The sequence below is a fragment of the Streptomyces griseiscabiei genome (assembly GCF_020010925.1).
GTDB classification, from domain to species: domain Bacteria; phylum Actinomycetota; class Actinomycetes; order Streptomycetales; family Streptomycetaceae; genus Streptomyces; species Streptomyces griseiscabiei.
In genome coordinates this window covers 1,624,231-1,649,275 of the sequence record NZ_JAGJBZ010000002.1, presented here as the reverse complement: position 1 = coordinate 1,649,275, position 25,045 = coordinate 1,624,231, and the positions used below count along the sequence as shown (strand labels likewise).

22 protein-coding genes are annotated in these 25,045 nt (G+C 72.3%); 11 read left to right on the top strand and 11 right to left on the bottom strand.

What is annotated here, in order from left to right; translation table 11 throughout:
• Positions 1-80: 80 nt before the first annotated feature.
• Positions 81-746 (bottom strand): SDR family NAD(P)-dependent oxidoreductase, encoded by a 666-nt coding sequence (locus J8M51_RS24625; protein ID WP_086751713.1) that lies wholly within the window; start codon positions 744-746, stop codon positions 81-83.
• Between the two features lie 199 nt (positions 747-945).
• On the opposite strand from J8M51_RS24625, the gene J8M51_RS24620 reads away from it, so the two are divergent.
• A complete protein-coding gene (locus J8M51_RS24620) occupies positions 946-1,821 on the top strand; it encodes a PaaX family transcriptional regulator (protein WP_267299704.1) in 876 nt (291 codons plus the stop codon).
• A gap of 7 nt (positions 1,822-1,828) precedes the next feature.
• Here J8M51_RS24620 and J8M51_RS24615 read toward each other — a convergent pair whose 3' ends face one another.
• A complete protein-coding gene (locus J8M51_RS24615) occupies positions 1,829-2,497 on the bottom strand; it encodes a TetR/AcrR family transcriptional regulator (protein ID WP_086751700.1) in 669 nt (222 codons plus the stop codon).
• Positions 2,498-2,631: 134 nt separating this feature from the next.
• Positions 2,632-4,959, bottom strand: coding sequence for a SpoIIE family protein phosphatase (locus J8M51_RS24610; RefSeq protein ID WP_086751698.1), 2,328 nt, complete (start codon positions 4,957-4,959; stop codon positions 2,632-2,634).
• Positions 4,960-5,103: 144 nt separating this feature from the next.
• On the opposite strand from J8M51_RS24610, the gene J8M51_RS24605 reads away from it, so the two are divergent.
• Positions 5,104-6,807 carry a serine/threonine-protein kinase gene (locus J8M51_RS24605; protein ID WP_086751695.1) on the top strand — a complete coding sequence of 568 codons (1,704 nt, stop codon included), beginning with the start codon at positions 5,104-5,106 and terminating at the stop codon, positions 6,805-6,807.
• Here J8M51_RS24605 and J8M51_RS24600 read toward each other — a convergent pair.
• Positions 6,753-8,321, bottom strand: a complete 1,569-nt coding sequence (locus J8M51_RS24600) for a hypothetical protein (protein WP_267299483.1) — start codon at positions 8,319-8,321, stop codon at positions 6,753-6,755. The two genes, J8M51_RS24605 and J8M51_RS24600, sit on opposite strands and share 55 nt — an antisense overlap.
• A gap of 231 nt (positions 8,322-8,552) precedes the next feature.
• Between J8M51_RS24600 and J8M51_RS24595 the strand changes: the two genes are divergently transcribed.
• Positions 8,553-10,316, top strand: coding sequence for an acyltransferase (locus J8M51_RS24595; protein ID WP_267299482.1), 1,764 nt, complete (start codon positions 8,553-8,555; stop codon positions 10,314-10,316).
• A 160-nt stretch (positions 10,317-10,476) separates the two neighbouring features.
• On the opposite strand, the gene J8M51_RS24590 is transcribed toward J8M51_RS24595, so the two are convergent.
• From J8M51_RS24590 to J8M51_RS24580, 3 genes are read right to left on the bottom strand one after another with little or no spacing between them, the layout of a single operon-like run.
• The gene (locus J8M51_RS24590) at positions 10,477-11,373 is read right to left on the bottom strand and encodes an ATP-binding cassette domain-containing protein (RefSeq protein WP_086764819.1); all 897 of its coding nucleotides are present in this window, start codon (positions 11,371-11,373) and stop codon (positions 10,477-10,479) included.
• Positions 11,374-11,381: 8 nt separating this feature from the next.
• Positions 11,382-12,458 (bottom strand): ABC transporter permease, encoded by a 1,077-nt coding sequence (locus tag J8M51_RS24585; protein WP_086764821.1) that lies wholly within the window; start codon positions 12,456-12,458, stop codon positions 11,382-11,384.
• A 7-nt stretch (positions 12,459-12,465) separates the two neighbouring features.
• Positions 12,466-13,482 (bottom strand): sugar ABC transporter substrate-binding protein, encoded by a 1,017-nt coding sequence (locus tag J8M51_RS24580; RefSeq protein WP_267299481.1) that lies wholly within the window; start codon positions 13,480-13,482, stop codon positions 12,466-12,468.
• A 492-nt stretch (positions 13,483-13,974) separates the two neighbouring features.
• Here J8M51_RS24580 and iolD point away from each other — a divergent pair, with 492 nt between their 5' ends.
• The gene (gene iolD / locus J8M51_RS24575) at positions 13,975-15,852 is read left to right on the top strand and encodes a 3D-(3,5/4)-trihydroxycyclohexane-1,2-dione acylhydrolase (decyclizing) (protein ID WP_267299480.1); all 1,878 of its coding nucleotides are present in this window, start codon (positions 13,975-13,977) and stop codon (positions 15,850-15,852) included.
• Positions 15,853-15,957: 105 nt separating this feature from the next.
• Entirely contained in the window at positions 15,958-16,728 is a 771-nt protein-coding gene (locus J8M51_RS24570) for a GntR family transcriptional regulator (protein WP_267299479.1), read from the top strand.
• Positions 16,729-16,765: 37 nt separating this feature from the next.
• Here J8M51_RS24570 and J8M51_RS24565 read toward each other — a convergent pair whose 3' ends face one another.
• Complete coding sequence (locus J8M51_RS24565) at positions 16,766-17,917, bottom strand: Gfo/Idh/MocA family protein (protein WP_086761558.1); 1,152 nt, start codon at positions 17,915-17,917, stop codon at positions 16,766-16,768.
• Between the two features lie 111 nt (positions 17,918-18,028).
• Between J8M51_RS24565 and J8M51_RS24560 the strand changes: the two genes are divergently transcribed.
• Complete coding sequence (locus J8M51_RS24560) at positions 18,029-19,045, top strand: LacI family DNA-binding transcriptional regulator (protein WP_086761556.1); 1,017 nt, start codon at positions 18,029-18,031, stop codon at positions 19,043-19,045.
• 38 nt (positions 19,046-19,083) lie between these two features.
• On the opposite strand, the gene J8M51_RS24555 is transcribed toward J8M51_RS24560, so the two are convergent.
• Positions 19,084-19,584, bottom strand: coding sequence for a MarR family winged helix-turn-helix transcriptional regulator (locus J8M51_RS24555; protein WP_086761554.1), 501 nt, complete (start codon positions 19,582-19,584; stop codon positions 19,084-19,086).
• Positions 19,585-19,710: 126 nt separating this feature from the next.
• On the opposite strand from J8M51_RS24555, the gene J8M51_RS24550 reads away from it, so the two are divergent.
• Positions 19,711-20,085 (top strand): DoxX family protein, encoded by a 375-nt coding sequence (locus tag J8M51_RS24550; protein WP_086761552.1) that lies wholly within the window; start codon positions 19,711-19,713, stop codon positions 20,083-20,085.
• A gap of 169 nt (positions 20,086-20,254) precedes the next feature.
• Complete coding sequence (locus tag J8M51_RS24545) at positions 20,255-20,557, top strand: Gfo/Idh/MocA family oxidoreductase (RefSeq protein ID WP_236067865.1); 303 nt, start codon at positions 20,255-20,257, stop codon at positions 20,555-20,557.
• Here J8M51_RS24545 and J8M51_RS24540 read toward each other — a convergent pair.
• On the bottom strand, positions 20,554-21,855 hold the full coding sequence (locus tag J8M51_RS24540; protein ID WP_086761551.1) for an RNA-guided endonuclease InsQ/TnpB family protein: 1,302 nt from the start codon (positions 21,853-21,855) through the stop codon (positions 20,554-20,556). The two genes, J8M51_RS24545 and J8M51_RS24540, sit on opposite strands and share 4 nt — an antisense overlap.
• Positions 21,856-22,111: 256 nt before the next feature.
• On the opposite strand from J8M51_RS24540, the gene J8M51_RS24535 reads away from it, so the two are divergent.
• A complete protein-coding gene (locus J8M51_RS24535) occupies positions 22,112-22,267 on the top strand; it encodes a hypothetical protein (RefSeq protein WP_236067866.1) in 156 nt (51 codons plus the stop codon).
• 21 nt (positions 22,268-22,288) lie between these two features.
• Here the strand turns inward: J8M51_RS24535 and J8M51_RS24530 are convergent, their stop codons facing one another.
• On the bottom strand, positions 22,289-23,551 hold the full coding sequence (locus tag J8M51_RS24530; protein WP_086761549.1) for a cytochrome P450: 1,263 nt from the start codon (positions 23,549-23,551) through the stop codon (positions 22,289-22,291).
• A gap of 294 nt (positions 23,552-23,845) precedes the next feature.
• On the opposite strand from J8M51_RS24530, the gene J8M51_RS24525 reads away from it, so the two are divergent.
• Together J8M51_RS24525 and J8M51_RS24520 are read left to right on the top strand one after the other, a co-directional pair.
• Entirely contained in the window at positions 23,846-24,301 is a 456-nt protein-coding gene (locus J8M51_RS24525; RefSeq protein ID WP_086761547.1) for an SRPBCC family protein, read from the top strand.
• Between the two features lie 68 nt (positions 24,302-24,369).
• Positions 24,370-25,023, top strand: a complete 654-nt coding sequence (locus J8M51_RS24520; RefSeq protein WP_086761545.1) for a class I SAM-dependent DNA methyltransferase — start codon at positions 24,370-24,372, stop codon at positions 25,021-25,023.
• Positions 25,024-25,045: the final 22 nt, after the last annotated feature.

Below are 25,045 nucleotides of genomic sequence, written 5' to 3'. Positions count from 1 at the left end.
GCCACCGTCACGCTCACCGGCCTGACGGCAGGGCGGGAGCCACCGCCTGCCGGCCGGCCGCCGGACGGCGTCGCGCGTCCTCAGGGCTCCAGGTCGTCCGCGAAGTGCCGGAAGCCCTCGCGGTCGCGGTGGATGCCCCAGAGGGTGTCGGCGAGGTCGGCCGGGTCCTTCCGGTGGTGGCCGGGGACGATCGCGCCGGGCACCACCAGCTGGGCCACGTGAACGCCCTCACCGGCGAGCGTGTCGTGCAGCAGCCGGCCGTACGCGCTCTCCGCCGCGAACGCGACGGACGTACCGGCCCGGTCGGGGTGCGGGACCACGGCGGTGCCGCCGTTGACGAGGAGGATCGTGCCGCGGCCGAGGGCACGCATGCCGGGCAGCACCTGCCGTACGGCGGCGACCGCGCCGTAGACGGAGAACTCGATCGGGCCGACCAGGTCGGTGTGGCTCGTCTCCAGCACCGGCAGCATGAAGTCCCGGTGCGGCAGCGGGCTGTACTGCAGGACCTCGACCGGCCCCAGCGCCGAGTGCGCCGCGTCGAGCGCGGCGGTCAGGGACTCCGGGTCGCGGACGTCGGCCGTGAACCCCTGGGCGGTGACGCCCTGGCCGGCCAGTTCGGCGGCGAGCGCCTTGGTGCGCTCCGGGTCGCGGGCGACGAGCGCCACGGCGAACCCCTCACGGCCGAAGCGGCGGGCGACGGCCGCGCCGAGCCCGGGTCCGGCTCCGATGACGGCGATGGTGGTCATGGCTTCCTTGCTTTCCTCATCGAGGAGGCGGCTCTCGTACGAGTCCGGCCCCACGGAACGGGTTTGACGCCTGACGGTCCTCATCGTGACGCAACGCGTGCCCACGGCGGCGAGGTTCCGCCCGGCCGCCGGGCCGACCGCCGGTGACCTGGGACGGCCGCCCGCCGGAGCGTCGGCGGGCGGCCGTACGCTTGCCCCTGTGGAGGACTACGACATCCTGGACACCCCGGACAGCGACACCCCGGACGGCCCGCAGCCGCGCCCGCAGTCGCTCATGCTGGCCTTCTTCGGCAACCACGTGCTGGAGGAGGGCGACCGTGACCTGTGCGTGTACTCGGGCAGCATCATCGACGTACTGGGCCGCGTCGGCGTCGGGGAACAGGCCGTACGCTCCACGCTGACCCGGATGGTCAACCGGGGCCTCCTGCGGCGCCAACGGGAGGGCCGCAGGATGTACTTCGGCCTCACCCCGCAGGCGACGCGCGTCCTGCTGGACGGCCGGACCCGTATCTGGGAGCAGGGTGCCGTCAACGACGACTGGGACGGCACCTGGACCCTGCTGGGCTTCTCCCTCCCCGACTCCTGGAAGCGCCAGCGGCACGACCTGCGCTCGCGGCTGACCTGGTCCGGGTTCGGGGCGCTGTACAGCGGGCTGTGGATCGCGCCGGGGGACGTCGACATCGCCGGCGTGGTCGCGGAGCTGGGGCTCACCGAGCACGTCAAGATCTTCCACGCCCGGGCCGACGTGGCCACCGACATCGAGGTGATGGTCCGTGACACCTGGGACCTGGAGTCGATCGCGGCCCGCTATGTCACCTTCGACAAACGCTGGGCCGCCCACCTCGGCGCGGCCTCCGGCGACGACCCGATCGGGACCCGGCTGCGGCTCGTCAGCGAGTGGCTCTGGACCATCCGCACCGACCCCCGCCTCCCCGCCCGGCACCTGCCCCCGGCCTGGCCCGCCCGCCCGGCCGAGGACACCTTCCGCCTGGTCGCCGACCGCACCACGGAACCGGCCCGGCTGATGGCCCGCGACCTGCTGGACACGGTGCCGAAGCGCACGGACACGGCCTAGGACCGGCCTAGGACCCCCCAGATCCTCGCCCCGCCCCCAGCAGCCCGTCGAGGACGAGGGACGCCAGGGACTCCGCCGTGGCGGCGACCCGCTCCGGGGAGGAGGCGTCGGTGCGGCCGAGGCGGCGGGCGAGGGGGACGTCGAGCATGCCGGAGACGGTCGGGACGACGGCGAAGAAGAGCACGTCCATCGGGATGGGCGCCATGCGTCCGGCGGCGACCAGACCGTCGACGCAGGACGCCATGTTGCGTACGACGACCCCGATGTAGTTGTCGTAGAGGTAGTCCAACCGCTCGGTGTCCTGGTTGAGTTCGTCGACGAAGAGCCGGGCGACCAGGGGCGTGTCCGCGGCGACCCGGTAGAAGCCGGTGATCAGGCGCCGCAGGTTCTCCGCGTCGTCGGCCGCGGGGTCGGGCTCGGGCAGGAGCGCGAGCTGCGCCCCCATCGCGGAGTCCACCACCGCGCGCCAGAACGCCGCCTTGGAGCCGTAGCGGTCGTTGACGAAGTTGTGGCTGACGCCGAGGCGGCGGGCCAGTTCACGGGCGGACGCCCGGTCGTAGCCCAGCTCCGCGAAGGCCTCCAGTCCGCCCCGCAGGACGCTCTCCTCCTCGGGGACCGCGGGGGTGTCCGCACCGGGGCGCCCGGGTCGCCGGGCGGATTCGGCCCTTGCTGCCACCGTCTGTCTCCCTCACGTCCGACTCGGACACGGCTCATGTCCGCCTCATGTCCGGCTCATCATCCTAGGGACCCGGCCGCCGTTTATTTGACACACGTCAGATCAGCGCGGGGCCGGCCGGACGGTGCCCGGGGTCAGAGGGCCGCCAGGGCCGGGAACGCGGGGGTGGCGGAGTCGTTCAGCTCGGCCCAGACCGTCTTGCCCCGGCGGGAGCGGCGGGTGCCCCAGTGGTCGGCGAGCTGGGCGACGAGGAGCAGGCCCCGGCCGCCCTCGTCGAAGACCCGCGCCCGGCGCAGATGCGGGGTGGTGCCGCCCGCGTCGCACACCTCGCAGAGCAGCGTGCGGTCGTGGATGAGGCGCAGCTTGACGGGGGGCCGGCCGTAGCGGATGGCGTTGGTGACGAGTTCGCTGACCACCAGTTCGGCGGTGAACTCCAGTTCCTCAAGGCCCCAGTCGGCCAGCTGCCGGGTGACATGTGCCCTGGCCTGCGCGACGGCGGCGGGTTCGGCGGCCAGGTCCCAGGTGGCGACCTGGCCCGCCCCGAGGGCATGGGTCCGGGCCAGGAGCAGGGCGACGTCGTCGGGCGGCTTGGCGGGCAGCAGCGCCTCCAGTACGGCGTCGCAGGTGGCCTCCAGCGAGGCGGCGGGCCGGGCGAGGGCGTCGCGGAGCCGGTCCAGGCCCGCGCCGATGTCGTGGTCCCGGGCCTCGATCAGCCCGTCGGTGTAGAGCGCGAGCAGACTGCCCTCGGGCAGCTCGATCTCCGCCGCCTCGAACGGCAGCCCGCCCAGCCCGAGCGGCGGCCCCGGGGGCAGGTCCAGGATCTCGACGGCCCCGTCCCCCCTCACCACGGCGGGCAGCACATGCCCCGCGCGGGCGAGGGTGCAGCGACGCGACACGGGGTCGTACACGGCGTAGAGACAGGTGGCACCGAGGTCGCCGCCGGCGGCCCCGCCCGCTCCGGTGCTCTGGGCGCCTCCAGCGGCTCCGGCACCCGTGCCCCCGGGCGCTTCGGTCTCGCTGTCGTCGCCGTCCTCGTCCACCTCGGCGGCCAGCCGGATGACGACGTCGTCCAGGTGTGTGAGGAGCTCGTCGGGGGGCAGGTCGATGTCGGCCAGGGTACGGACGGCGGTCCTGAGGCGGCCCATCGTGGCGGCGGCGTGGATGCCGTGGCCCACGACGTCGCCCACGACGAGGGCGACCCGGGCCCCGGAGAGCGGGATGACGTCGTACCAGTCACCGCCCACACCGCCGTGGGCGTCGGCGGGAAGGTAACGGAAGGCGACGTCGACGGCGGACTGCCGTGGGGTGCGGCGGGGCAGCAGGCTGCGCTGCAGGGTGAGGGCGGTGGCGCGGGCGTGGGTGTAGCGGCGGGCGTTGTCGACGGCGACCGCCGCCCGCGCCGCGATCTCCTGGGCGAGCAGCAGATCCTCGTCGTCGAACGCGTCGGGGTTGCGGTCCCGGCAGAACTGCGCGACGCCCAGCGTGGCGCCCCGGGCCCGCAGCGGCACGACCAGCGTGGAGTGGACCGGGCGGGCGCCGTTCACCTCACCGCCGCCCCCCACGACGGCGCACCCGCCGCTCGCGTCGGCCCGCTCCCCGGTACACGCGCCCGCCGAGGCGTCCGAGGCGTCCGAGGGCTCCGGGGCCTCGCGCGGCCCCCGGCGGGCGCCGTCGAGGCGGTGCCTGGTCGGCTGGCCGGTGGCGAGGGCGCGGGACGGCGGTGAGCCCGGCGGGAAGGTGTGGGGCCGGCGGCGGCCCGGCGCCGGGTCGGGGTGCGTGGCCGAGCGCTGGGCGATCCGGTGCAGCACGGGCGACGCGGGCGGGTCGTCCGGCGGGGCGTCGTGGGCGCCCAGCGCGGAGTCGAGCAGATCGACGGTGACGAGGTCGGCGAAGTGCTCGCTGGCGAAGTCGGCCAGCTCCTGGCTGGTGCGGACCACGTCCAGGGTGGTGCCGATGCGCACGCTCGCCTCGTTCACCATGGACAGCCGCCAGCGCAGCCGCCGGTCCCGTTCCTCCTGGTAGGCCACGACCCCCTGCTCCGAGGTCCGGTCCACGTACCCGGTCGCCGTGGCGATCAGACTGCGCGCGGCCTCGCTGATCAGGGCCGCGTCGTCGGTACGCCGGGACATCTCTTCCAGCAGCCGGTCGAGGATGATGCCCTGGCCCAGCCGGAAGGCGCGCAGCACCGCGCTGACGGGGATGCCGTGCCGGGCGACCCGGCGGACCCGCTCCAGCTCGGCGTTCGGGACCTCGATACCGCGCGGGTCGACGCCGTACTGGAGGGCGGAGAGCACGGCGATGACGTGCTGGGCGACATTGTCCGAGGCCATCGCGTCGGGGTGTTTCCACAGGTCGGGCATCTCGCGGCGCAGGCACTGCTCCACCTCGGCGATCAGCTCGTCCGCCCTGGGAACGAGCTCCCGCGCGACCTGGGACACGAGACCGTCAGCCGTGGAGTCCACAGTCACGACGGTACGCCGAACAACCGCCGACGCCCCACCGCTGGCCCACCGCGTGCCCAGCACCGGTCCTCCTGCCCGGCCCTTGACCCCGTCCGGCTAAGGTGACCAGGCGAATCGAACGTATGCGGGGCTGGCGGAGGGCACGTGGTGTCGGACGTAGGGCGGCTCGTCGCCGGGCGTTACCGGCTCACGGAGCAGATAGGCCGTGGCGGCATGGGCACGGTGTGGCGGGCCGGGGACGAGGTCCTCGACCGCCAAGTCGCGGTGAAGCGGCTGCACATACAGCCGCATCTGTCACCCGACGACCTGGTCAGACTGTACGAGCGCACGCGCCGCGAGGCCCGCAGCGCGGCGCGGATCGCGCACCCGAACGTCATCGTCGTCCACGACGTCGTGGACGACCACGTGGACGGCCCGGTGGACAGCCGGCTGGACGGCGTCCCGGGCGGCGTCGGTACCGCCCCCGGTGACGGCCGCCCCTGCATCGTCATGGAGTACGTCCCGGCGCCCACGCTCGCCGACGTCCTCACGGACGGCCGGACCCTCCCGCCGGAGGAGGCGGCCCGGATCGGTCTGGGCATGATCGCCGCGCTGCGCGCCGCGCACGCCGCCGGCGTCCTGCACCGCGACGTCAAGCCCGGCAACGTCCTGCTCGGCGCCGAGGGCCGGGTGGTGCTCACCGACTTCGGTATCGCGATGACCGCGGACGCCTCGACGCTCACCAGGACCGGGGAGATGGTCGGCTCCATCCACTACATGGCCCCCGAGCGGATCCGCGGCAGGACGCCGGGCCCCGCCTCGGACCTGTGGGCGCTGGGCGCGACCCTCTACCAGGCGGTCGAGGGCCGCCCGCCGTTCCGCCGCCTCACCGCGATGGAGGCCGCGTACGCCATCGCCGTGGACCCCTTGGAGCCGCTGAAGCGGGGCGGCACCCTGGAACCCCTCGTCGAGGCCCTCCTCGCCAAGGACCCCGCCGACCGCCCCACCGCCGAGGAGACGGAACGCGCGCTCCGCGCCGTGGTCTCCGGCCAGCAGACGATCGCCCTGCCGCGCCCCGCGACAGGGAACGGCGGGAACGGCGGCAACGGCGGCAACGGCGGCTCGTACGACCATGACGGGGAGACAGGCGGTCGGCACACCGGCCAAGTCACCCTCACGGGCACAGGAACGGGCACCGGAACCGGAACAAGGATCGGGCCGAGCGGCGGCGGCAGCGGACCGGAGAGCGGTCCGCCGTCCCCCCGGCCCCGGAAAAGGCGCCGCATCCTCGTGCCCGTGGCCGTCACGGTGACCGTGGCCGCCCTGACCGTCGGGGCCGCGCTGTATGTGACGGGCAACCCCGAGGGCAACACCGGTACACCGGGCAGTGCCACGGCGAGCCCGGCCTTCTCCCCCTCCCCCGTCCCCGACGGCTTCCACCTGGTCACGGACAAGGCCCTCGGCATCGCCTTCCCCGTCCCGGACGGCTGGACGGCGGCCAAGCGGACGGCCGAGTCGGTCACCTACACCGACGAGACGAAGCTGGCCGAACTCACCATCGGCGTCGTGGACCCCGCCGGCTCGCACCCCATGGCCCACTTCGAGGACATCGAGACCAACACCAAGGTCAACTACCCGTCGTACCGGCGGCTGCGGATGCAGCAGACCACGTTCCGGGGGCAGCCGGCGGCCATCTGGGAGTTCACCTTCCAGGGCCGGGCCCGCGCCTTCCGCGCCATCGACCTCGGCTACGGCCGCGAGGGCGAACGGGAGTACGACATCTACCTCTCGGCCCCGGACCTCGACTGGGACACCTACCGCCCCGTCTTCGACAAGGTCAGGGACGGCTTCGTCACCGGCCTCTCCTGACCCCTCCGGCCCCCTCCCTCCGCCTCCCGCTCCCGGGGCCCCGAAAGCGCCCGTTCGCCCAGCGGCGCCAGATGCAGCCGGAACCCGGCGACCCGATGGACGGGCCAGGACCGGGCGAACCCGGGCGGGTCGCCCGTGACGACGAGGGCGGCCACGGGCATGCGTGCGGCGGTGCGCAGGATGCCGTCCGTGGTGGTGTTGGCGTTGTTGCCGCGGGTGTGGGCGGAGGCGCAGCCCGCGTAGTAGGCGATGGGGATGGCGTAGTCGCCGGTGAGCAGACAGGGCGGCCGTACGCCGAGACGCCGCAGTTCGGCGGCGGCGCGGTCCCAGTCGCGGTGGAACGCGGTGGTGCGCTCGACGGTGCGGGCCAGCACCGTGTACTGCACCACCAGATGTCCCGCGACCCCGAACACCACCACCGCGCCCAGGACCGGCCGCCAGGCCCCGCCGGGCCCTCTGACGAGACTCAGCAGCGCGTCGGCGACGGGGATCGCGAGCAGGGCGTACGCGGGCAGCAGGAAGCGTGGGGCGGCGTACCCGATCAGGAACAGATACGGCGCGGCGGCCGTGGCGGCGCAGACCAGCGCGACCGCCGTGGGCGTCGCCCGCCCGGCCCGGACCGCGACGGCCAGCCCGGCCGCCGCCAGCACCGGCAGCACCAACCACCACGCGAGGATCGCCGGATGGGGCATGTCCCCGGTGCACGGCCGGCACAGTGTGCGCCCTACCAGACTGCGCAGCTGGTCGTCGACGGCGATGTTCCAGCCCAGCCCGCCCTGCACCCGCGACGCCTCGGCCAGCCGCTCCGCCGGCCCGCCGTACCGGGTGTACGCCTCGACGACCCACGCGCCCGCCCCGGTGGCGAGCCCGGCCGCCATCGCCCCGAGGAGCCGCGGCCGCCGCCACCGCCGTACGCCGACCAGCAGCACGAACAGCGGGAGCGTCACCCATACGGTGTCGGTGGGCCGCATCCAGGCCATCAGCGCGGTGGCGGCGCCCGCGCCCCACAGCGCCGCCCGGTCCCCGGGATCGTTCCGCACCCGCAGGAAGCAGCCCACGCAGCCGAGCGCGCCGAGCGCGACCCAGAGGTTGGGCATGGCCTGCGGCCCGTAGAAGAGGGTCACCCACAGGGACGCGAACAGCGCTCCCGCGACCGCCGTCACCCGCACGGGGAACAGACCCCGCCAGGCGCGCAGCGCGCAGTACAGGCCCACGCCCGCCAGCACCGCCAGGTACACCCGCAGCGCCGCCGTCGACGACGACCACACGGCGACCGGCGCCACCAGCAGGGGCACGCCCCGGGCGCGCGGCGCGCTGAAGAACGCCGACGGCGCGTACGGGCTCACCTGGCTGACGTACACCGCCTCGTCCCAGCCGAGCCCCATCCCCGGTGGTACGAGGAGGAGTTGGGCGAGGGTGAAGGCCGCCGCCACGGCGGCGAGGGGGCCGAGGACCGGCGCGGTGGACCGCGGCACGGTGACGGGTGTGACGACCGGAGCGATGTTCGAACCCATGCGCGTGGACCCATCCCGGAGCGATGCCGACAAGCCTCTGAAAGGACAACCCTCAAAGACCCCTAAAGGGACAAGAGGATGAGCTGTCACCCACGATCCGACCGTCCCGACGCACCGCCCGGCACCCCGCCACCACCCGGAGGGAGGAGCGGCCGGCGGGGAGGAGGGCGTCGGCGAGGGCGGCCGGGGCCCTCTTCCGAGGAAGCCGCCGGTCTGCCTAGCGTGCGTCCCATGGATCACCGACAGCAGCCGTTCCCGAGCCGTCTCGACCACTGTCCCTGGCTGTTCGAGAAGGAGGCGACACAGGAACAGCGGGCCGCGCAGGAGGAACGGCAGCGGTCGCTCGACGGGGAGAGCGAGGTGGGCGCCCGGTGTTACGTGGCCGGGTCCGCGGCGGTCCACACCGATGTCCTCCGGCTCGGCGACGACTCGTACATCGCCGCCCACGCCTATGTCACCGGCACCCTGACCACCGGTACGGACTGCACCCTGAACCCCTTCACCGTCGTACGCGGCACCGTCTCGCTGGGCACGGGCGTACGCGTCGGCGCCCACACCTCCCTGCTCGGCTTCAACCACTCCACCGCCCCCGGCCTGCCCGTCTTCCGGCAGCCCCAGACCAGCCGGGGCATCACCGTCGGCGACGACGTCTGGATCGGCTCCCATGTGGTCGTCGTCGACGGCGTCACGATCGGCGACCACTGTGTGATCGGCGCGGGGGCGGTGGTGACGAAGGACGTTCCGGCGTGGACGGTGGCGGCGGGCAACCCGGCGCGCCGGATTCGGGACCGGCGGGAGACGGGGGGTGGGGAGGGGGCGCGAGGCACGGATGCGGGCACGTCAGCCGGGGCCGGTGCCGACGCCGGTGTCGGCGGCCGCCGTTGCCGTGACCCCCTGACCCGGTTCGCCGACGCCGCCCGTGCGCAGGCCGCCGACATCCTCGCCCGGTCCTGGGACGGCACCCACTACGTGGACCGCCCCGGGGCCACGCCCACGGTCCGGGCGCACTGTGACGCCGTGGAGATCGCCGACCTGCTGCTGTCGGCCGCCCCCGGCCAACTGGACGCGACGGACCACATCGAGCGCCTGGCCTCCCTCCAGGACCGGGACACCGGTCTGGTGCCCGAACTCGGCGAGCCGCTGCCGCCGATGGACGCCGACGGCTTCACCGGCGAGGGTCCCGCCCTCTACCACGTCCTGTCGGTGGGCTACGCGCTGGACCTGCTGGGCGCGTCGTTCCGGCAACCGATCGCCGGAGTACGGGACATGACGGCCGGTCAACTCATCGCCCGGCTGGAGGGGTTGCCCTGGCGGGACGGCGCGTGGAGCGCGGGCGCCTGGATCGACTCCTGGGCCACCGCCGCCCATTGGAACCTCCGGCGCCCTCTCGGCGGAACCGCCGACGCCCCCGCCGCCGTCACCCCGGGCACCCTCGAAGCCCTCTTCGGCTGGCTCCTGACCCGGGCCGACCCGTGGACCGGCATGTGGGGCACGCCCTCACCCACCACCGGGCGCCTCCAGGTGGTGAACGGCTACTACCGGCTCACCCGGGGCTCCTTCGCCCAGTTCGGGCTGCCCGTCCCGCACCCGGAGCGGGTGGTGGACGCGGTCCTGGACCACGGTCGCGACCCCCGTCACTTCGGCGCGGGCCGCGAGAACGCCTGCGACGTCCTGGATGTGGCCCACCCGCTGTGGCTCTGCGCACGGCAGTCGACCGGCACGGGGGACGACGGCTACCGGGCCGCCGAGATCCGGTCCTGGGCCGAGGGACAGCTCGGCTCCGCCCTGGCGCGCTGGCACGACGGCCGGGGCTTCGCCTTCGGCCCGGCCACCACCGGTCCGGGCCCGGAACCCGGCCTCCAGGGAACGGAGATGTGGCTCGCCATCGTCTGGCTCCTGGCGGACCTGCTGGGACGGTCCGACAGCCTCGGGTACCGCCCGCGCGGGGTGCATCGCCCCGAACCGGCCCACGTGTCCACGGGACTGCCGGGATGACACGCCGTCATGACGAACGGCCGCGGTCGTCAGGACGCCTCTCCTGGGTCTCCCTGTCCCCTCCGCTCAGGCGAAGGGCACATCGGGGCAGGAAAGCCGTCCTGACGACCCGGCCGTCGTCGGCGGCGTGGCCGCTCACGTGGAGCAGCCGCCGGAGGTGTTACGCGGGCCCGTCCTTGGAGGAGGCCCCTGGTGCGGTGAGGTCCTTCTCTTCGGGGAGTTCGTCGACGTCGACGCCACGGACTTGGGCGAGTTCGTGTTTGAGGGCGGCGAGTTCGGTGCCGCCCGCCATGTGGTTGGTGAGTTCTTCGAGGGTGACCTGGTCGCGGGCGGCGCTCAGTTCGAGGGTGCCCAGGCGCAGGACGCTGAAGTGGTCGCCGACCATGTAGGCGTGGTGGGGGTTGTGGGTGATGAAGATGACGCCGAGACCCTTGTCGCGGGCGGCGGCGATGTACTTCAGCACCACACCCGACTGCTTGACCCCCAGCGCGGCGGTGGGCTCGTCCAGGATCAGTACCCGGGCGCCGAAGTAGACGGCGCGGGCGATGGCGACGCACTGGCGCTGGCCGCCGGAGAGGGTGCCGATGGGCTGGTCGAGGTCGTCCAGGACGATGCCCATGTTCCGCAGTTCGCGGTCGGCGGTCTGCTTCATCTTCTCGATGTCGAGGCGGCGCACGGGCCAGGGGCCCTTGGTCATCTCGGAGCCGAGGAAGAAGTTCCGCCAGACCGGCATCAGCGGGACGGTGGCGAGGTCCTGGTAGACGGTGGCGATCCCGGCGTCCAGTGCCTCACGGGGTGAGGTGAAGCGCACGGGTTCGCCGTCGATGAGGACGTCGCCCTCGGTGTGCTGGTGCAGGCCGGAGATGATTTTGATCAGGGTGGACTTGCCGGCGCCGTTGTCGCCCAGGACGCAGGTGACACGGCCGGGGCGGACGGTGAGGTCGACGCCGTGCAGGGCACGGACGTTGCCGTACGCCTTGCCCGTGTTCCTCAACTCGACGACAGGGGTGTCGTTCTCAGGACTGTCGGTGGCGGCAGTGGGCTGGTTGTCGGTCATGGGGTGGTTCACCTCCGGGTGGCCTGGGCGCGGACCCACAGGTTGACGAGGGCGGCGATCAGGAGCATCACGCCGAGGAAGGCCTTGAACCAGTCGGGGTTCCAGTTGGCGTAGACGATGCCCTGGTTGACCATGCCGAAGATGAAGGCGCCGATGACGGGGCCGATCGCGGAGCCGTAGCCGCCGGTGAGCAGGCAGCCGCCGATGACCGCGGCGATGATGTACAGGAACTCGTTGCCGACGCCCTCGTTGGACTGCACGGTGTTGAAGGAGAACAGCAGGTGCATGCCGACGAACCAGGCACCTGCGCCGACGCCCATGAACAGGGCGACCTTGGTGAAGTTCACCGGCACACCCACCGCACGCGCGGAGTCCTTGTTGCCGCCGACGGCGAAGATCCAGTTCCCGAACTTGGTGCGCAGCAGCAGCCAGGTCGCGATCGCGGCGAAGACCAGCCAGTAGAAGATCGTGATCTTGAAGTCGACGCCGCCGATGGAGATCTCGGAGGCGAAGACGGTCTTGGCCTGGTCGAAGCCGTCCATGTCGGCGATCGAGTCCGACGCCACGTTCCCCGTGAAGATCTTCGTCACGGCGAGGTTGGAGCCCTGCAGGATCAGGAACGAGCCGAGGGTGACCAGGAAGGACGGCAGCCCGGTCCGGATCAGCAGCCAGCCGTTGAACGCCCCGACCGCGAGGGAGACGACCAGGGCGACGAGGACGCCGGTCCACACGTTCACCGTCAGCTGGAAGCTGAGGATCGCCGCGGTCAGCGCGGAGGTGGTGACCGCGACACCGGCGGACAGGTCGAACTCCCCGCCGATCATCAGCAGGGCCACCGGCAGCGCCATGATGCCCATCACCGACGCCTGGTAGAGCACCGTCGCCAGCGAGGACGCCTCACGGAAGGAGGGGGCTACGGCGAAGAAGAAGAGGTAGACACCGATCGCGGCGATCAGCGCGCCGACCTCGGGACGGGCCAGCAGCCGGCGGCCCAGGGAGCGCTGCGCGGTCCGGCCGTCCTTCTGGGCGGCCGGCGGAGCCGGCGACGAGGAGGACCCCGCCGCCGGTGCCGTTGCATGGGTCATGAGCGGATCACCGGGTGCCCTTCGCGGCGAACTTGGCGATCTGGTCCACGTTGTCCTTGTCCACGAACGCCGGACCCGTCAGAACCGGAGCCTCGCCACCACCGCTGTAGTTGCCGTTGTTCTTGTACAGCCACAGCGAGTCCACCGCCAGGTAACCCTGCAGGTAGGGCTGCTGGTCCACCGCGAACTCGATGTCACCGGCCTTGATCGCGTCCGTCAGTTCCTTGTTCAGGTCGAACGTCGCCACCTTCGCCTTGCTGTTCGCGTCGTCCACGGACTGCACGGAGGTCAGGGCGATCGGGGCGCCGAGGGTGACGACCTCGTCGATGGAGGTGTCCTGCTTGAGCTTGGCCGTGACGGTCGACTTCACCGACGGCATGTCCGTGCCGTTGACGTAGAGGTTCTCGGTCTCGCCCTTGAACGTCTTCTTCACGCCGGCGCAGCGCGCCTCCAGCGAGACGTTGCCCTGCTCGTGGATGACACAGACCGCGTGCTTGGCGCCCGTCTCGTTGAGCTTCTTGCCGAAGGCCTCGCCCGAGACCTGCTCGTCCTGGCCGAAGAAGGAGAGCAGCCCCTGCTCCTGCCACACCTCCATACCGGAGTTGAGGCCCACGACGGGGATGCCGGCCTTCTCCGCCTTGGCGATGACGTCCTTCATCGCGTCCGGCTTGGCGAGCGTGACCGCGATGCCGTCGACCTTCTGGTCGATCGCGTTCTGCACGAGGTTGGCCTGGTTGGCCGCGTTCGGGTCGTTGGAGTAGACGAGCTTGACGTTGTCCTTGTCGGCGGCCGTCTGCGCGCCCTTGCGGACGATGTCCCAGAAGGTGTCGCCCTGGCCGGCGTGGGTCACCATCGCGACCGTCATCCGAGGAGTGTCGGCCTTGCCCGCGGAGGCGTTCGACCCGCCCTCCTCTGCGTCCTTGCCGCCGGAGTCGCTGGAGCAGCCGGCTATCAGCAGCGCGGACGCGGCGGCCATGGCGAAGAAGGGAGCCACTCTGCGGGAGCGGTGAAACGTGCGGTCCATCTTTCCAAGCACCTCACTGTGCGACGGGGGAAAGGGAACGGGACAGCGTCGGGCGGAATGCCCGCGCGGGCCCGGACTACGAAAGTCCGGATCATTGTGCCGGTAGGCCGACTGCGCTGTTTCGTTGGGACGGGATACAAACCCCTGACAGACCCCCCTGTCAAGACTTTGTTAAGACATCATTTCACGAGCAGGTCAGGATGTCAGTACAAACTCTTGACAGAGGGTCGCTTCGGGTCCTACACCTGGGATACATCCGGACCCGAGTGCGCGCATCCCCGCGCGCGAAGGCCCTCCGGTGGCCCGCATCCCCCGCCCGAGGAGCGACGCGCATGTCCGAGCCCGCGGAATCTTTCGATCTGATCACGGTGGCCGTATCGGAATCGATCTCCATCCGTTGCATACCGGCGACGACCCGGCGGCCGACGCACGCTTCCCCGCGCCCCTGACCCGCCGCCCCCACCCCCACCCCTTCGCCCCAGTGAGGTCCCGATGCCCCAGTCCCCCACCCGCCGTCTGACCGTCGCCCAGGCGCTGGTGCGGTTCCTGTCCGCGCAGTACACCGAACGGGACGGGGTGCGCCACCGGCTGATCGCCGGGACCTGGGGCATCTTCGGGCACGGCAATGTCGCGGGGCTGGGCCAGGCGCTCCTTGAGGCCGGGGAGGAGGCGATGCCGTTCCACCAGGGCCGCAACGAGCAGTCCATGGTGCACGCCGCCGTCGGCTACGCCCGCCAGCTGAACCGGCTCTCCGCACAGGCGGTCACCACCTCCATCGGCCCCGGCGCCACCAACCTGGTCACCGGCGCCGCCCTCGCCACCATCAACCGTCTGCCCGTACTCCTGCTCCCCGGCGACTACTTCGCGACCCGTACCGCCGACCCGCTGCTCCAGCAGCTGGAGCACCCCACCGAGGCCGACGTCTCGGTCAACGACACCCTGCGCCCGGTCTCCCGCCACTTCGACCGGGTCACCCGCCCCGAGGCGCTGGTCCCGGCCGCCCTGAACGCCATGCGGGTCCTCGCCGACCCGGCCGACACCGGCGCCGTCACCCTCGCCCTGCCGCAGGACGTCCAGGCGGAGGCGTACGACTGGCCGGAGGAGTTCTTCGCCGACCGGGTGTGGAACGTCCGCCGTCCCCTCCCCGACCCGGTCGAGCTGGCCGAAGCCGTACGAGCCGTCCGTGCCGCCCGCCGCCCCCTGCTCGTCGCGGGCGGCGGTGTCCACCACAGCGAGGCCGAGGGCGCGTTGAAGGCGCTGGCCGACGCGACGGGCATCCCGGTCGCGTCCACCCAGGCAGGCAAGGGGTCCCTGCGCCACGACCACCCGGCCGACCTCGGCGGCATCGGCCACACCGGCACCGCGGTCTGCGACGACCTCGCCCGCGGCGCCGATCTGATCATCGGCGTGGGCACCCGCTACACCGACTTCACCACCGCCTCGAACACCCTCTTCCAGAACCCGGACGTCCGCTTCGTCAACCTCAACATCGCCGCCTTCGACGCCCACAAGCTGGCCGCCCGCACGGTGGTCTGCGACGCGCGGGCCGGACTCGAAGCGCTCACGGACGCGCTGGCCGGTCACCGGGTGGGCGAGGAGTACGAGGCGGAGTACCGGGCGGGCAAGGAGCGCTGGGAGCGGGTCGTCGAGGCCGCCTACACCGCCGCCGACGAGCACGCCGTACCCACCCAGACGCAGGTGCTCGGCGCCCTGGACGCGGTCGTCGGCGACGAGGACGTGGTGATCAACGCGGCCGGTTCGCTCCCCGGCGACCTGCACAAGCTGTGGCGGGCCCGGAGCCCCCGCCAGTACCACCTGGAGTACGGCTACTCCTGCATGGGCTACGAGATCCCCGCCGGGATCGGTGTCCAGCAGGCGGCGCCCGGCACGGCCGTCTGGTCGCTGGTCGGGGACGGCACGTATCTGATGATGCCGACGGAGATCGTGACGGCCGTCCAGGAGGGCCTGCCCGTCAATCTGGTCCTCGTCCAGAACCACGGCTACGCCTCCATCGGCGGCCTCTCCGAGTCCGTCGGCGGCGAACGCTTCGGCACCGCCTACCGCTACCGCGCCGCCGACGGCACCTTCTCCGGCGCCCCGCTCCCGGTGGACCTCGCCGCCAACGCGGCCAGCCTCGGGATGGACGTCCTGCGCGCCAAGACCGTGAAGGAGCTGCGGGAGGCGCTGGCGACGGCCCGCGCCTCGGACCGGCCGACCTGTGTCTACGTCGAGACGGACCCGGCGCCCACCGCTCCCCCGGCCCAGGCCTGGTGGGACGTCCCGGTCGCCGAGACCGCCGCCCGCCCGGCCGCCGTCGAGGCGCGCGTGACGTACGACCGCGAGGTGGCCGGCCGGCGCCGCCACCTCTGATCCGGCCGAGACCCCGATGATCCGGCCGAGACCCCGGTCACGAACGATCATGTAAGGACAATGCGATGACAGGGGTTCCTGTCATCCGGACGGACGGATACCCTCATGGGCGTGACCAGCGCGACTACGGGGAGTACAGGGAGTCTCGACCTCAGTGTCGACCGGAGCAGCCCGGTGCCGCTGTACTACCAGCTGGCCCGCCAGCTGGAGGCGGCGATCGAGCACGGCGCGCTCGGCCCGGGCAGCCTCCTGGGCAACGAGATCGAGCTCGCGGGCCGTCTGGGACTGTCCCGGCCGACCGTGCGGCAGGCCATCCAGTCGCTCGTCGACAAGGGCCTGCTCGTACGCCGCCGGGGCGTCGGCACACAGGTGGTGCACAGCCAGGTCAAACGACCGCTGGAGCTGAGCAGCCTGTACGACGACCTGGAGGCGGCCGGGCAGCAGCCCACGACCCAGGTGCTGCTGAGCGAGATCCGGCAGGCCTCCGCCGAGGTCGCGGCGGCCCTGGGCATCGCCGAGGGCTCCGACGTGCACCTCTTCGAACGGCTGCGCCTCACCCATGGCCAGCCGGTGGCGTTCCTGTCCAACTTCGTCCCGGCCGGACTGCTGGACCTCGACACCGAGCGCCTGGAGGCGACGGGCCTGTACCGGATGATGCGCAACGCCGGCATCACCCTGCACAGCGCCCACCAGAGCGTCGGCGCCCGGATCGCCGCCCCCGAGGAGGCCGAGCGCCTCGGCGAGCCGGAGGGCGCCGCCCTGCTCACCATGCAGCGCACGGCGTACGACGACACCGGGCGCGCGGTCGAGTACGGCACCCATGTCTACCGGGCCTCGCGCTACTCCTTCGACTTCCAGCTGCTCGTCCGCAACTGACGTCCGGACGGGGCGGACAGGGGCGGTTCACCGGTTCTCAGAGGCTCACCCACGCCCCGGACCCGGCCGAACGGCTCATCGCGTCCAGCGCGGTGGCGCTGTGCACGGCGTCGGCGAGGGTGGTGCCGTGCGGGGTGCCCTCGGCGATGGAGGTGAGGAAGTTGTACGCCTCGATCACCTTGAGGTCGTCGTAGCCCATGGCGTTGGCGGAGCCCGGCTGGAAGGCGGCGTAGGTGCCGTGGCCGGGGCCGACGTAGAGGGTGTGGACGGACTGGTCCTGGTAGGCGTCGCCCTTGCTGACGCCCAGTTCGCCCATGCGGCGGAAGTCCCAGAAGAGGGCGCCCTCGGTGCCGTGGATCTCGAAGCCGTAGTTGTTCTGCTCGCCGACGGAGACCCGGCAGGCCTCCAGGACGCCCCGGGCACCGGAGGCGAAGCGGAGCAGGCAGTTGACGTAGTCCTCGTTCTCGACGGGGCCCAGCTCGCCGCCGGAGGCGCGGGTGTGGCCGGCGGTGGCGCCGGTGGGGCGGGCCCGCTCGGGGACGAAGATCGCGGTGTCGGCGGTGAGGGAGGCGATGTCGCCGAGCAGGAAACGGGCGAGGTCCACGCCGTGCGAGGCGAGGTCGCCGAGGACGCCGCTGCCGCCGCGCTCGCGCTCGTACCGCCAGGTCAGGGCGCCCTCCGGGTGGGCGGCGTAGTCGCTGAAGAGGCGGATGCGGACATGGGTGACGGTGCCGATCTCCCCGGCGGCGATCAGCTCGCGGGCGGCGGAGACGGCGGGCGCGTTGCGGTAGTTGAAGCCGACGGTGCCCTGGACGCCGGCCTTGGTGACCGCGTCGGCGACGGCGCGGGCGTCGTCGGCGGTGAGGCCGACCGGCTTCTCGATCCAGATGTGCTTGCCCGCCTCGGCCATGGCGACGCCGATCTCCCGGTGCAGGAAGTTCGGCGCGGTGATGCTGACCGCCTGGACGCGCGGGTCGGCGACCACCTCCCGCCAGTCCCGGGCGGTGCCGGCGAACCCGAACTGCCGGGCCGCCTCCTCGGCGCGGCCGGGCACGTCCTCGACGACGGTGACCAGCTCGGGCCGCAGGGCCAGCTCCGGGAAGTGGTGGGTCACCCGCGCGTACGCCTGGGTGTGCACCCGTCCCATCCACCCGAACCCCACGACGGCGACACCGAGCCCACTCACCATGACTGCCCTTCTTTGGACCGTTCCAAAAGCGTACGCCGTTCACACTGGGGGCATGCCCCGGCACTGTCAAGCCCTTTGACACGGGCACACGGCTGTGGAACGGTCCAGGCCATGAGACCCGGACCCGCGACCCCGACGATCCGCGATGTCGCCGAGCGGGCCGGTGTGTCCAAGTCACTGGTCTCGCTGGTGCTGCGCGGCTCGGAGCAGGTGCGCGAGGAGAAGCGGCGGGCGGTGCTGGCCGCCGTGGACGAGCTGGGCTACCGGCCGAACGCCGCCGCGCGCAGCCTGAGCGAGCGCCGCACCCGCACGGTCGGCGTGCTCCTCAACGACATGCGCAACCCCTGGTTCGTCGAGCTGCTCGACGGCCTCAACTCCCGGCTGCACGACAACGGCCTGCGCATGCTGCTGGCCGACGGGCACCTCAACCGGCGGCTCGGCGAGGACCTCACCCGCACCTTCACCGAGCTGCGGGTGGACGGGCTGATCGCGGTCGGCACCCTGCCGCCGTCCGAGGCGCTGCGTTCGGCCGCCGGGCTGATCCCGACCGTGGTCGCGGGCGCCCGGGAGCCCACGCTCCCCCGGGTCGACGTCGTCGCGGGCGACGACCAGCTCGGCGCCCGGCTCGCCACCGAGCATCTGATCGGTCTCGGGCACCGGCGGATCGCGCACATCGCGGGGGACGGGGTGGTCGGGGCGCTGCGCCGCCGCAGCTTCGAGTCGGTGATGCGCGAGCACGGGCTGGGCGGTTCGGCGCCCGTCGAGCGGGGCGATCTGACGGAGGAGGGCGGCTATCGCGCCACGGTCCGGCTGCTCGGCGCCCCCGAACGCCCCACCGCCATAGTGGCGTTCAACGACATGGCCTGTGTGGGCGCCCTGTCCGCAGCCGAGGAACTGGGCCTGAGGGTGCCGCGCGACCTCTCCCTCGTCGGCTACGACAACACCTATGTCTCACGGCTGCGGCATCTGTGGCTGACCACCGTGGACAACGCCAGCCACGACGTCGGCCGTACCGCCGCGCAGTGCCTCCTGGACCGTATCGCCGACCCGGGCCGCCCCGGCAAGGTCGTCCTCACCACGCCGACGCTGGAGGTCCGGGGTACGACAGGGCCGCCGGCCGACGACTGAGCGGACGGGCGCGCCCCCGGCGCCCGGCGCCGGTCCCGTCAGCCCTTGCAGTTTGTCGGCGGCAGACAGTGATCGTCCGGCGCGACGCTCTGCCAGATGCGCCGGCCGATCTCCCGCAGCTGCCGCTGCTGGGTCTTGCTGAGCGCGTCGAACACATACCGCCGTACGGCGTCGGCGTGGCCCGGCGCGCTCGCGACGACCTTGGCGTGGCCGGCCTCCGTGAGCACGGCCAGGGTGTAGCGGCCGTCGGAGGGGTCAGGCTCGCGGCGCACCCACTCGCTCTTCTCCAGCCGCTTCACCAGATGGGAGAGCCGGGACAGCGACGAACCGGAGTATCCGGCCAGGTCGCTCATCCGCAGGGTGCGGCCCTCGGTCTGGGACAGCATCGCCATCACCAGGTACTCGACATGGCTGACGCCCGAGTCCCGCTGCAGTTCCGCGTCCAGCACGCTCGGCAGTCTGATCATCACACCCGCGAGCGCGTGCCAGGTCTGCATCTCCTCGTCGTCCAGCCAGCGGGCCTGCTGCGGTGTCTCCATGGCGCCCACTCTACGTGTCGCTTCACGTGATCAAGCGTCGGATGACTTGACGCTTCAACCATTACCGCCCTACGTTGATCCCCACTCTCTCTTGAACATTCAACCCATTAACCGGAAGAGCCTGCCATGAACGTCACCCTCTGGATCATCGCGAGCCTCCTCGCGGCGGCGTTCCTCGCCGCCGGTCTGATGAAGACCGTCCAGTCCAAGGAGAAGCTGGCCGCCTCGGGCATGACCTGGGTCGACGCGTTCTCTCCCGGCATGGTCAAGACCATAGGCGCGCTGGAGGCGCTGGGCGGCATCGGCCTGATCCTCCCCGCCGTCCTCGACATCGCCACGGTCTTCGTCCCCCTCGCGGCGACGGGCCTCGCTGTCACCATGCTCGGCGCGGTCGTCTTCCACGTCCGCCGCGACGAGGTCAAGGAGTCCGCCCCGGCGCTGGTCCTGCTGGTCCTCGCGGCGGTGGTCGCTTGGGGGCGCTTCGGTCCGTACGCGTTCTGATCCCGAGGCGCGGTTCGCCGGGCCCCGGGCCCCCTCGGGCCGAGAGCGCCAGCGCGGTGGCCGCCGCACGGGGTTTCCAGGACTTCCTCGTCCTGATTCGGGGCATGAGTGGGTCACCTCTTTCACTAGAAAGCGCTTCCACCCCCGTATGGCCCTAGGGAAAGTCCGGATGTCACTACAAGACTCCTGCACCACCTCCCTTCGCCGCCGCCGGGCCGCCGTGGTGGGGCTCGGCGCCCGCGCCCGGATGTTCACCGAGGCGCTGACGGGACCCTTCGCGGACCGGATCGACCTGGTGGGCCTCTGCGACACCAACGCGCACCGCATGGCCGTGCACGACGCCTGGATCGCGGCCGACCATCCGGGCCACGCGCCCGTACCGGCGTACGCGGCCCACGAGTTCGGGGAGATGCTGCGGCGCGAACGGGTCGATCTGGTCGTGGTCTGCACGTTGACATCCTCCCCCTCCTAAAAGAGGGGGATTCCAACCCATTCGGGCTGAGGTTCACGGACGCTCGACCGCTGGTTGGGCGGTGTCGTCCCTCCGGCACCGGCTGTCCGCCGGGGGCGGGGGATCCCGCCCTGTCCTGCCGCGATGTTGATACTGGCGTTGGTGTCCGCGTTGCAGGTGAAGCCGCAGGAGGAACAGACGAACTCGGCTTGGCTCTTGCGCGAGTTCTTGTCGATCCATCCACAGGCACTGCACCGCAGGCTGGTGTAGGGGGCGGGAACGTCTTCGACCCGGCCGGGGGCCTTGTGCCCGGTGCGCTGCCGGAGCAGACCCCAGCCCTGGGCGAGGATCGACCGGTTCAGGCCGGACTTCTGCGCCACGTTCCGGCCGGGCCGCTCCACGGTTCCCTTCGCGGAGCGGGTCATCGTCTTGATGTTCAGCCTCTCGAACCGCACCAGGTCGTAGGACCGGGCCAGCATGGTCGAGGTCTTCTCGCACCAGTCCTTGCGCCGGTCGGCTTCGCGCGCCTTGAGCCTGGCGGCCTTAGCGTACCCGGCCGCCTTGGCCTTGCTGCCCTTGGGGGCGCGAGCAGCCCGCCGCTGGTGTTTGCGGATCTGCGCCCGCTCGCGGGTGGTGAGCTGGGGACAGTTCAGCTTCCGTCCGTCGGAGAGGGCGGCGGTGACGGTGACACCCCGGTCGATGCCGATGACCTCGCCCGTGTCCGGCGCCTCGACCGGGTCGGGGATGACGGCGAACGCGATGTGCCACTGCCCATTGCGGAAGGTGACCCGGAACGTCTTGGCGTCGGGCAGCTTCGCGCCTTTGCCTCTGGCACTGAGGCGGAAGCGGACCCAGCCGCAGCCGGGCACTTTGACCTGGGCCCACCGCCGGTTCAGCTTCTGCACGACCACCGAGCGGCCCATGACCTGTCTGCCGGTCTTCGCGTTCAGCTTTGGCGAACCGTCTGCCTCGTATTCCGGTACGCGGTCGGTACCGATGACCCGGAAGCCCTCGTGCACATGCTTCCTGCGCCACGTCGGCTCACCGAACCCGGACGTGAACCTGGCGTTCCTGGCCTGGGCGAAGTCCTTCAACGCCTGCTGCTGCACGTCCGCGTTCCCCGAACCCAGCCACTCGTTCTCCCGCCGGGCCTCGGTGAGCTGACGGCACTGCTCCGCGAAGCCGGGCGCGGAATTGCGCCACCGCCGCCAGTGCGCGTGCTGCTCGACAGCGAGGTTCCAGACGTACCGGGCGTGCGCGCAGTGCGTGAGCATCCGCTCGGCCTGCGCGCGCGACGGGTACATCCGGAAACGTGACATGCCACGAATCTAGACACCTCGTTCCCCTCCCGCGCACGACTTCGATCAGCATCACCCGTGCGAGTGACGGCACGCTCTTGCCATCCAGGACGCCCCTCCCACCGGGCCCTCAACCCGCCACCACGAACGGCTCCAGACCGGCCTCACCACCGTCTCTCCCGAGACGCCGAATCGCCCTGACGGCGATTCGGCTTTCCCCTGCCCGACAAGCAAGGTGGAGACGGGCGAGGGCGGTCACGGCGGCGGGGACGTCCGCATGCTGGCCGATCTGTTCGGGGAGCGGGTGCCGGACGGGCTGGGGCGGGCCGCCGACGCGGTGGACGGGGCACGGTCGCTGGTGACGGGGCTGGCGGCGAACCGTTCTCTGGAGACGGGAGTGCCGGTGGCGGCACGGGAGTTGCTGGACGTGTGACTCCGGCCCCGTCCCGAGAGGTCACCAGACGAGTTCGAGGCGTTCCGGGGAGCGGTGGATCAGGGTCGGGCGCATGGTGATCCGTTGGTTCGGCGCGAGCCGCAGACCGGGCAGACGGCTCGTCAACTGCTCCAGGGTCAGGCGCAGTTGTTCGCGGGCGAGCTGGGAGCCGGGGCAGGTGTGGGTGCCGAAGCCGAAGGAGAGGTGGCGGCTGCCGGTGGGGCGGGTGATGTCGAAGTCGTCGGGGCGCGAGTGGCGCCCGGCATCCCGGTTGGCGCTGCCGAAGGCGAGGAACACCGGCGCCCCGGCGGGGAGTTCGGTGCCGGAGAGGGTGACCGGGCGGGTGGTGACACGGCGGAAGCCCTGCAGCGCGGTGTCGTAGCGGACGGCCTCCTCGACGGCGGCCGGGATGCGCTCGGGCTCGGCGCAGAGCAGCTCCCACTGGCGGCGGTCGCGCAGGAGGTGGAGCAGTGTGGTCCCGATGAGGGCCGTCGTGGTCAGATGTCCGGCGATGAGCAGGTTCTGCAGGTGGCCGACGATCTGGTGGCGGTGATCGAGCGTCAGCTCGGCCGTGTCCGTCCCGGCGACGGAGGTGATGAGTTCGGTGCCCAGGTCCTCGCGCGGGTCGGCGTGCCGGGCGCGGACGAAGGCGTCCAGCCGGTGGGCCGTGGCGACCACGTCCTCGGCCGCCGCGATCTGTTCGGCCTCCGTCATGGGCCGGAACAGCAGTTGCTCGGCTCGGTGCCCGCCGTGCACCAGCGCCGGTACGTCGTCCGGGTCGAACCCAACGAGGCGCCCGATGACCTCGCCGGGCAGCCGTCCCGCGTACGCGGACATCAGCTCGACCCGACCGCCCTCGTCCTTGCCGTGCGTCTCCCGGCCGTCCTCGGCGGCCTCGACGAAGCCGTCGACCAGGGCGGCGGCCCGTTCGGCGGCGTACGGCAGGACGGCCGCGACCCTGGCGGGCGACAGCCCCCGGACGATGGGCGCGCGCAGCTCCTGGTGCAGGGTGCCGTCGGTGGTGACGACGACGGGACGGCCGCCGAAGCCACCGCCGAGCACGGCCAGCGCGGCGGGGGCGGGCATCACGTCCGGGCGCAGCGCGTTGGCCGAGGAGAACTCCTCCGGGCGCCGCAGCGCCTCCCGTACGTCGGCATCCCGTGCCACCAGCCAGGAGTCCAGCTCGGGCACGTACGTGAGCCCCTCCGCCGCCCTGGCGCGCGCGTAGTGCGGATACGGGTCCCGCTGCAACTCGTCGAGCCTGCCGTGCAGTTCAGAGTCCACGGGAGCACCTTCCGGCCTGGGGCGGGCGTGCGGTCGCGCTCATCGTGCCGTACGGCGCGGCGGGGCGGTAGGGGCCCTGCGGCGGGGCGGTCCGGGAGCCGGTCCGGGGTCGGCCCGGAGTCGGTCCAGAGGGCGGTCCGGAGTCGGTCCAGAGGGCGGTCCGCAAGTCCGGTCCGCGGTCCGGTCGGAAGGCGACGGCCTCTGATCGGCCCGCCGACCCCGTGGCACGCGTCGTAGGCGCGGGAGGACCAGGCCCGCCCGCCCCATCCGCAATTGTTCACTTACGATCGCCCCGTGGTTCTCTTCCGCCTCGAACGGCTCCCCCGGCTCCCCGCCGACCGCGCCTGGCAGCGCCTCACGGACTGGCCCCGGCACGCCGACGTCGTCCCGCTGACCCGCGTCACCGTGCGCACCCCGCCACCCACCGGCGAGGGCACGGTGTTCGTGGCCCGCAGCGGGGTCGGTCCGCTCGCCTTCGACGACCCGATGGAGGTCACGCTCTGGCAGCCGCCGTCGGGGACCGTCCCCGGGAAGTGCCGTCTCGTCAAGCGCGGTTCGTTCGTCACCGGCTGGGCGGAGTTCGAGGTGCTTCCGTACGGTGACGGAGGGTCCCGGGCGGTGTGGCGGGAGGATCTGCGGGTGCGCCGGCTGCCGGGGCTCTTCGACCGGCCGCTGGGATGGCTGGCGCGGCGCATGTTCGGGCGGGCGATGGACGTGCTGCTGGCGGGCGAGGACGAGGGGACGGGCTGACCCCGACAGGGCTTGTTCCGGCGGGTGTTCGAGGTGGTTGTCAGAGGCACGGACTAACGTGCCGGACCATGGCCACACACCATCGGCGCACCACCCGGGAGTCCTACGACACCGTCGCCGCCGACTACGAGAAGCTGCTGAGAGACGAGTTGGCGGACAGCCCGTTCGAGCGGGCCATGCTGGGGGTGTTCGCCGAACGGGTGCTGGGCGCCGGGGGCGGACGCGTCGCGGATCTGGGATGCGGTCCGGGGCGGATCACCGGGCATCTCGCCTCACTGGGGCTGGACGTCTGCGGTGTGGACCTGTCGCCGGAGATGGTCACCGTGGCCCGCTGGGCGCACCCCCGGCTCCGGTTCGACGTGGGCGACATGGCCGCGCTCGACTTCGAGGACGGCTCGCTGGCGGGCGCCCTCGCCTGGTACTCCACGGTGCACACCCCACCGGCCGAACTCCCGCCGCTGTTCGCCGAGTTCCACCGGGTGCTCGCCCCCGGCGGTCTCCTCGCGCTCGCCTATAAAGTCGGCGACGAGTCCGTTCATCTGTCCCACGCGTACGGCCACCCGCTCGACCTCGACGTCCACCGCTTCCCTCCGGAGCGGGTCGCCGGGCTGCTGGGGGACGCCGGGTTCGTCGAGTCGGCGCGGCTGGTGCGGGAGGCCGACGGTCCCGGCACCACGGCGAGCACCCCTCAGGCGTACGTGCTGGCGCGCAAGCCGGGGTGAGGCGCCGGGCGCCCGCCCCCCG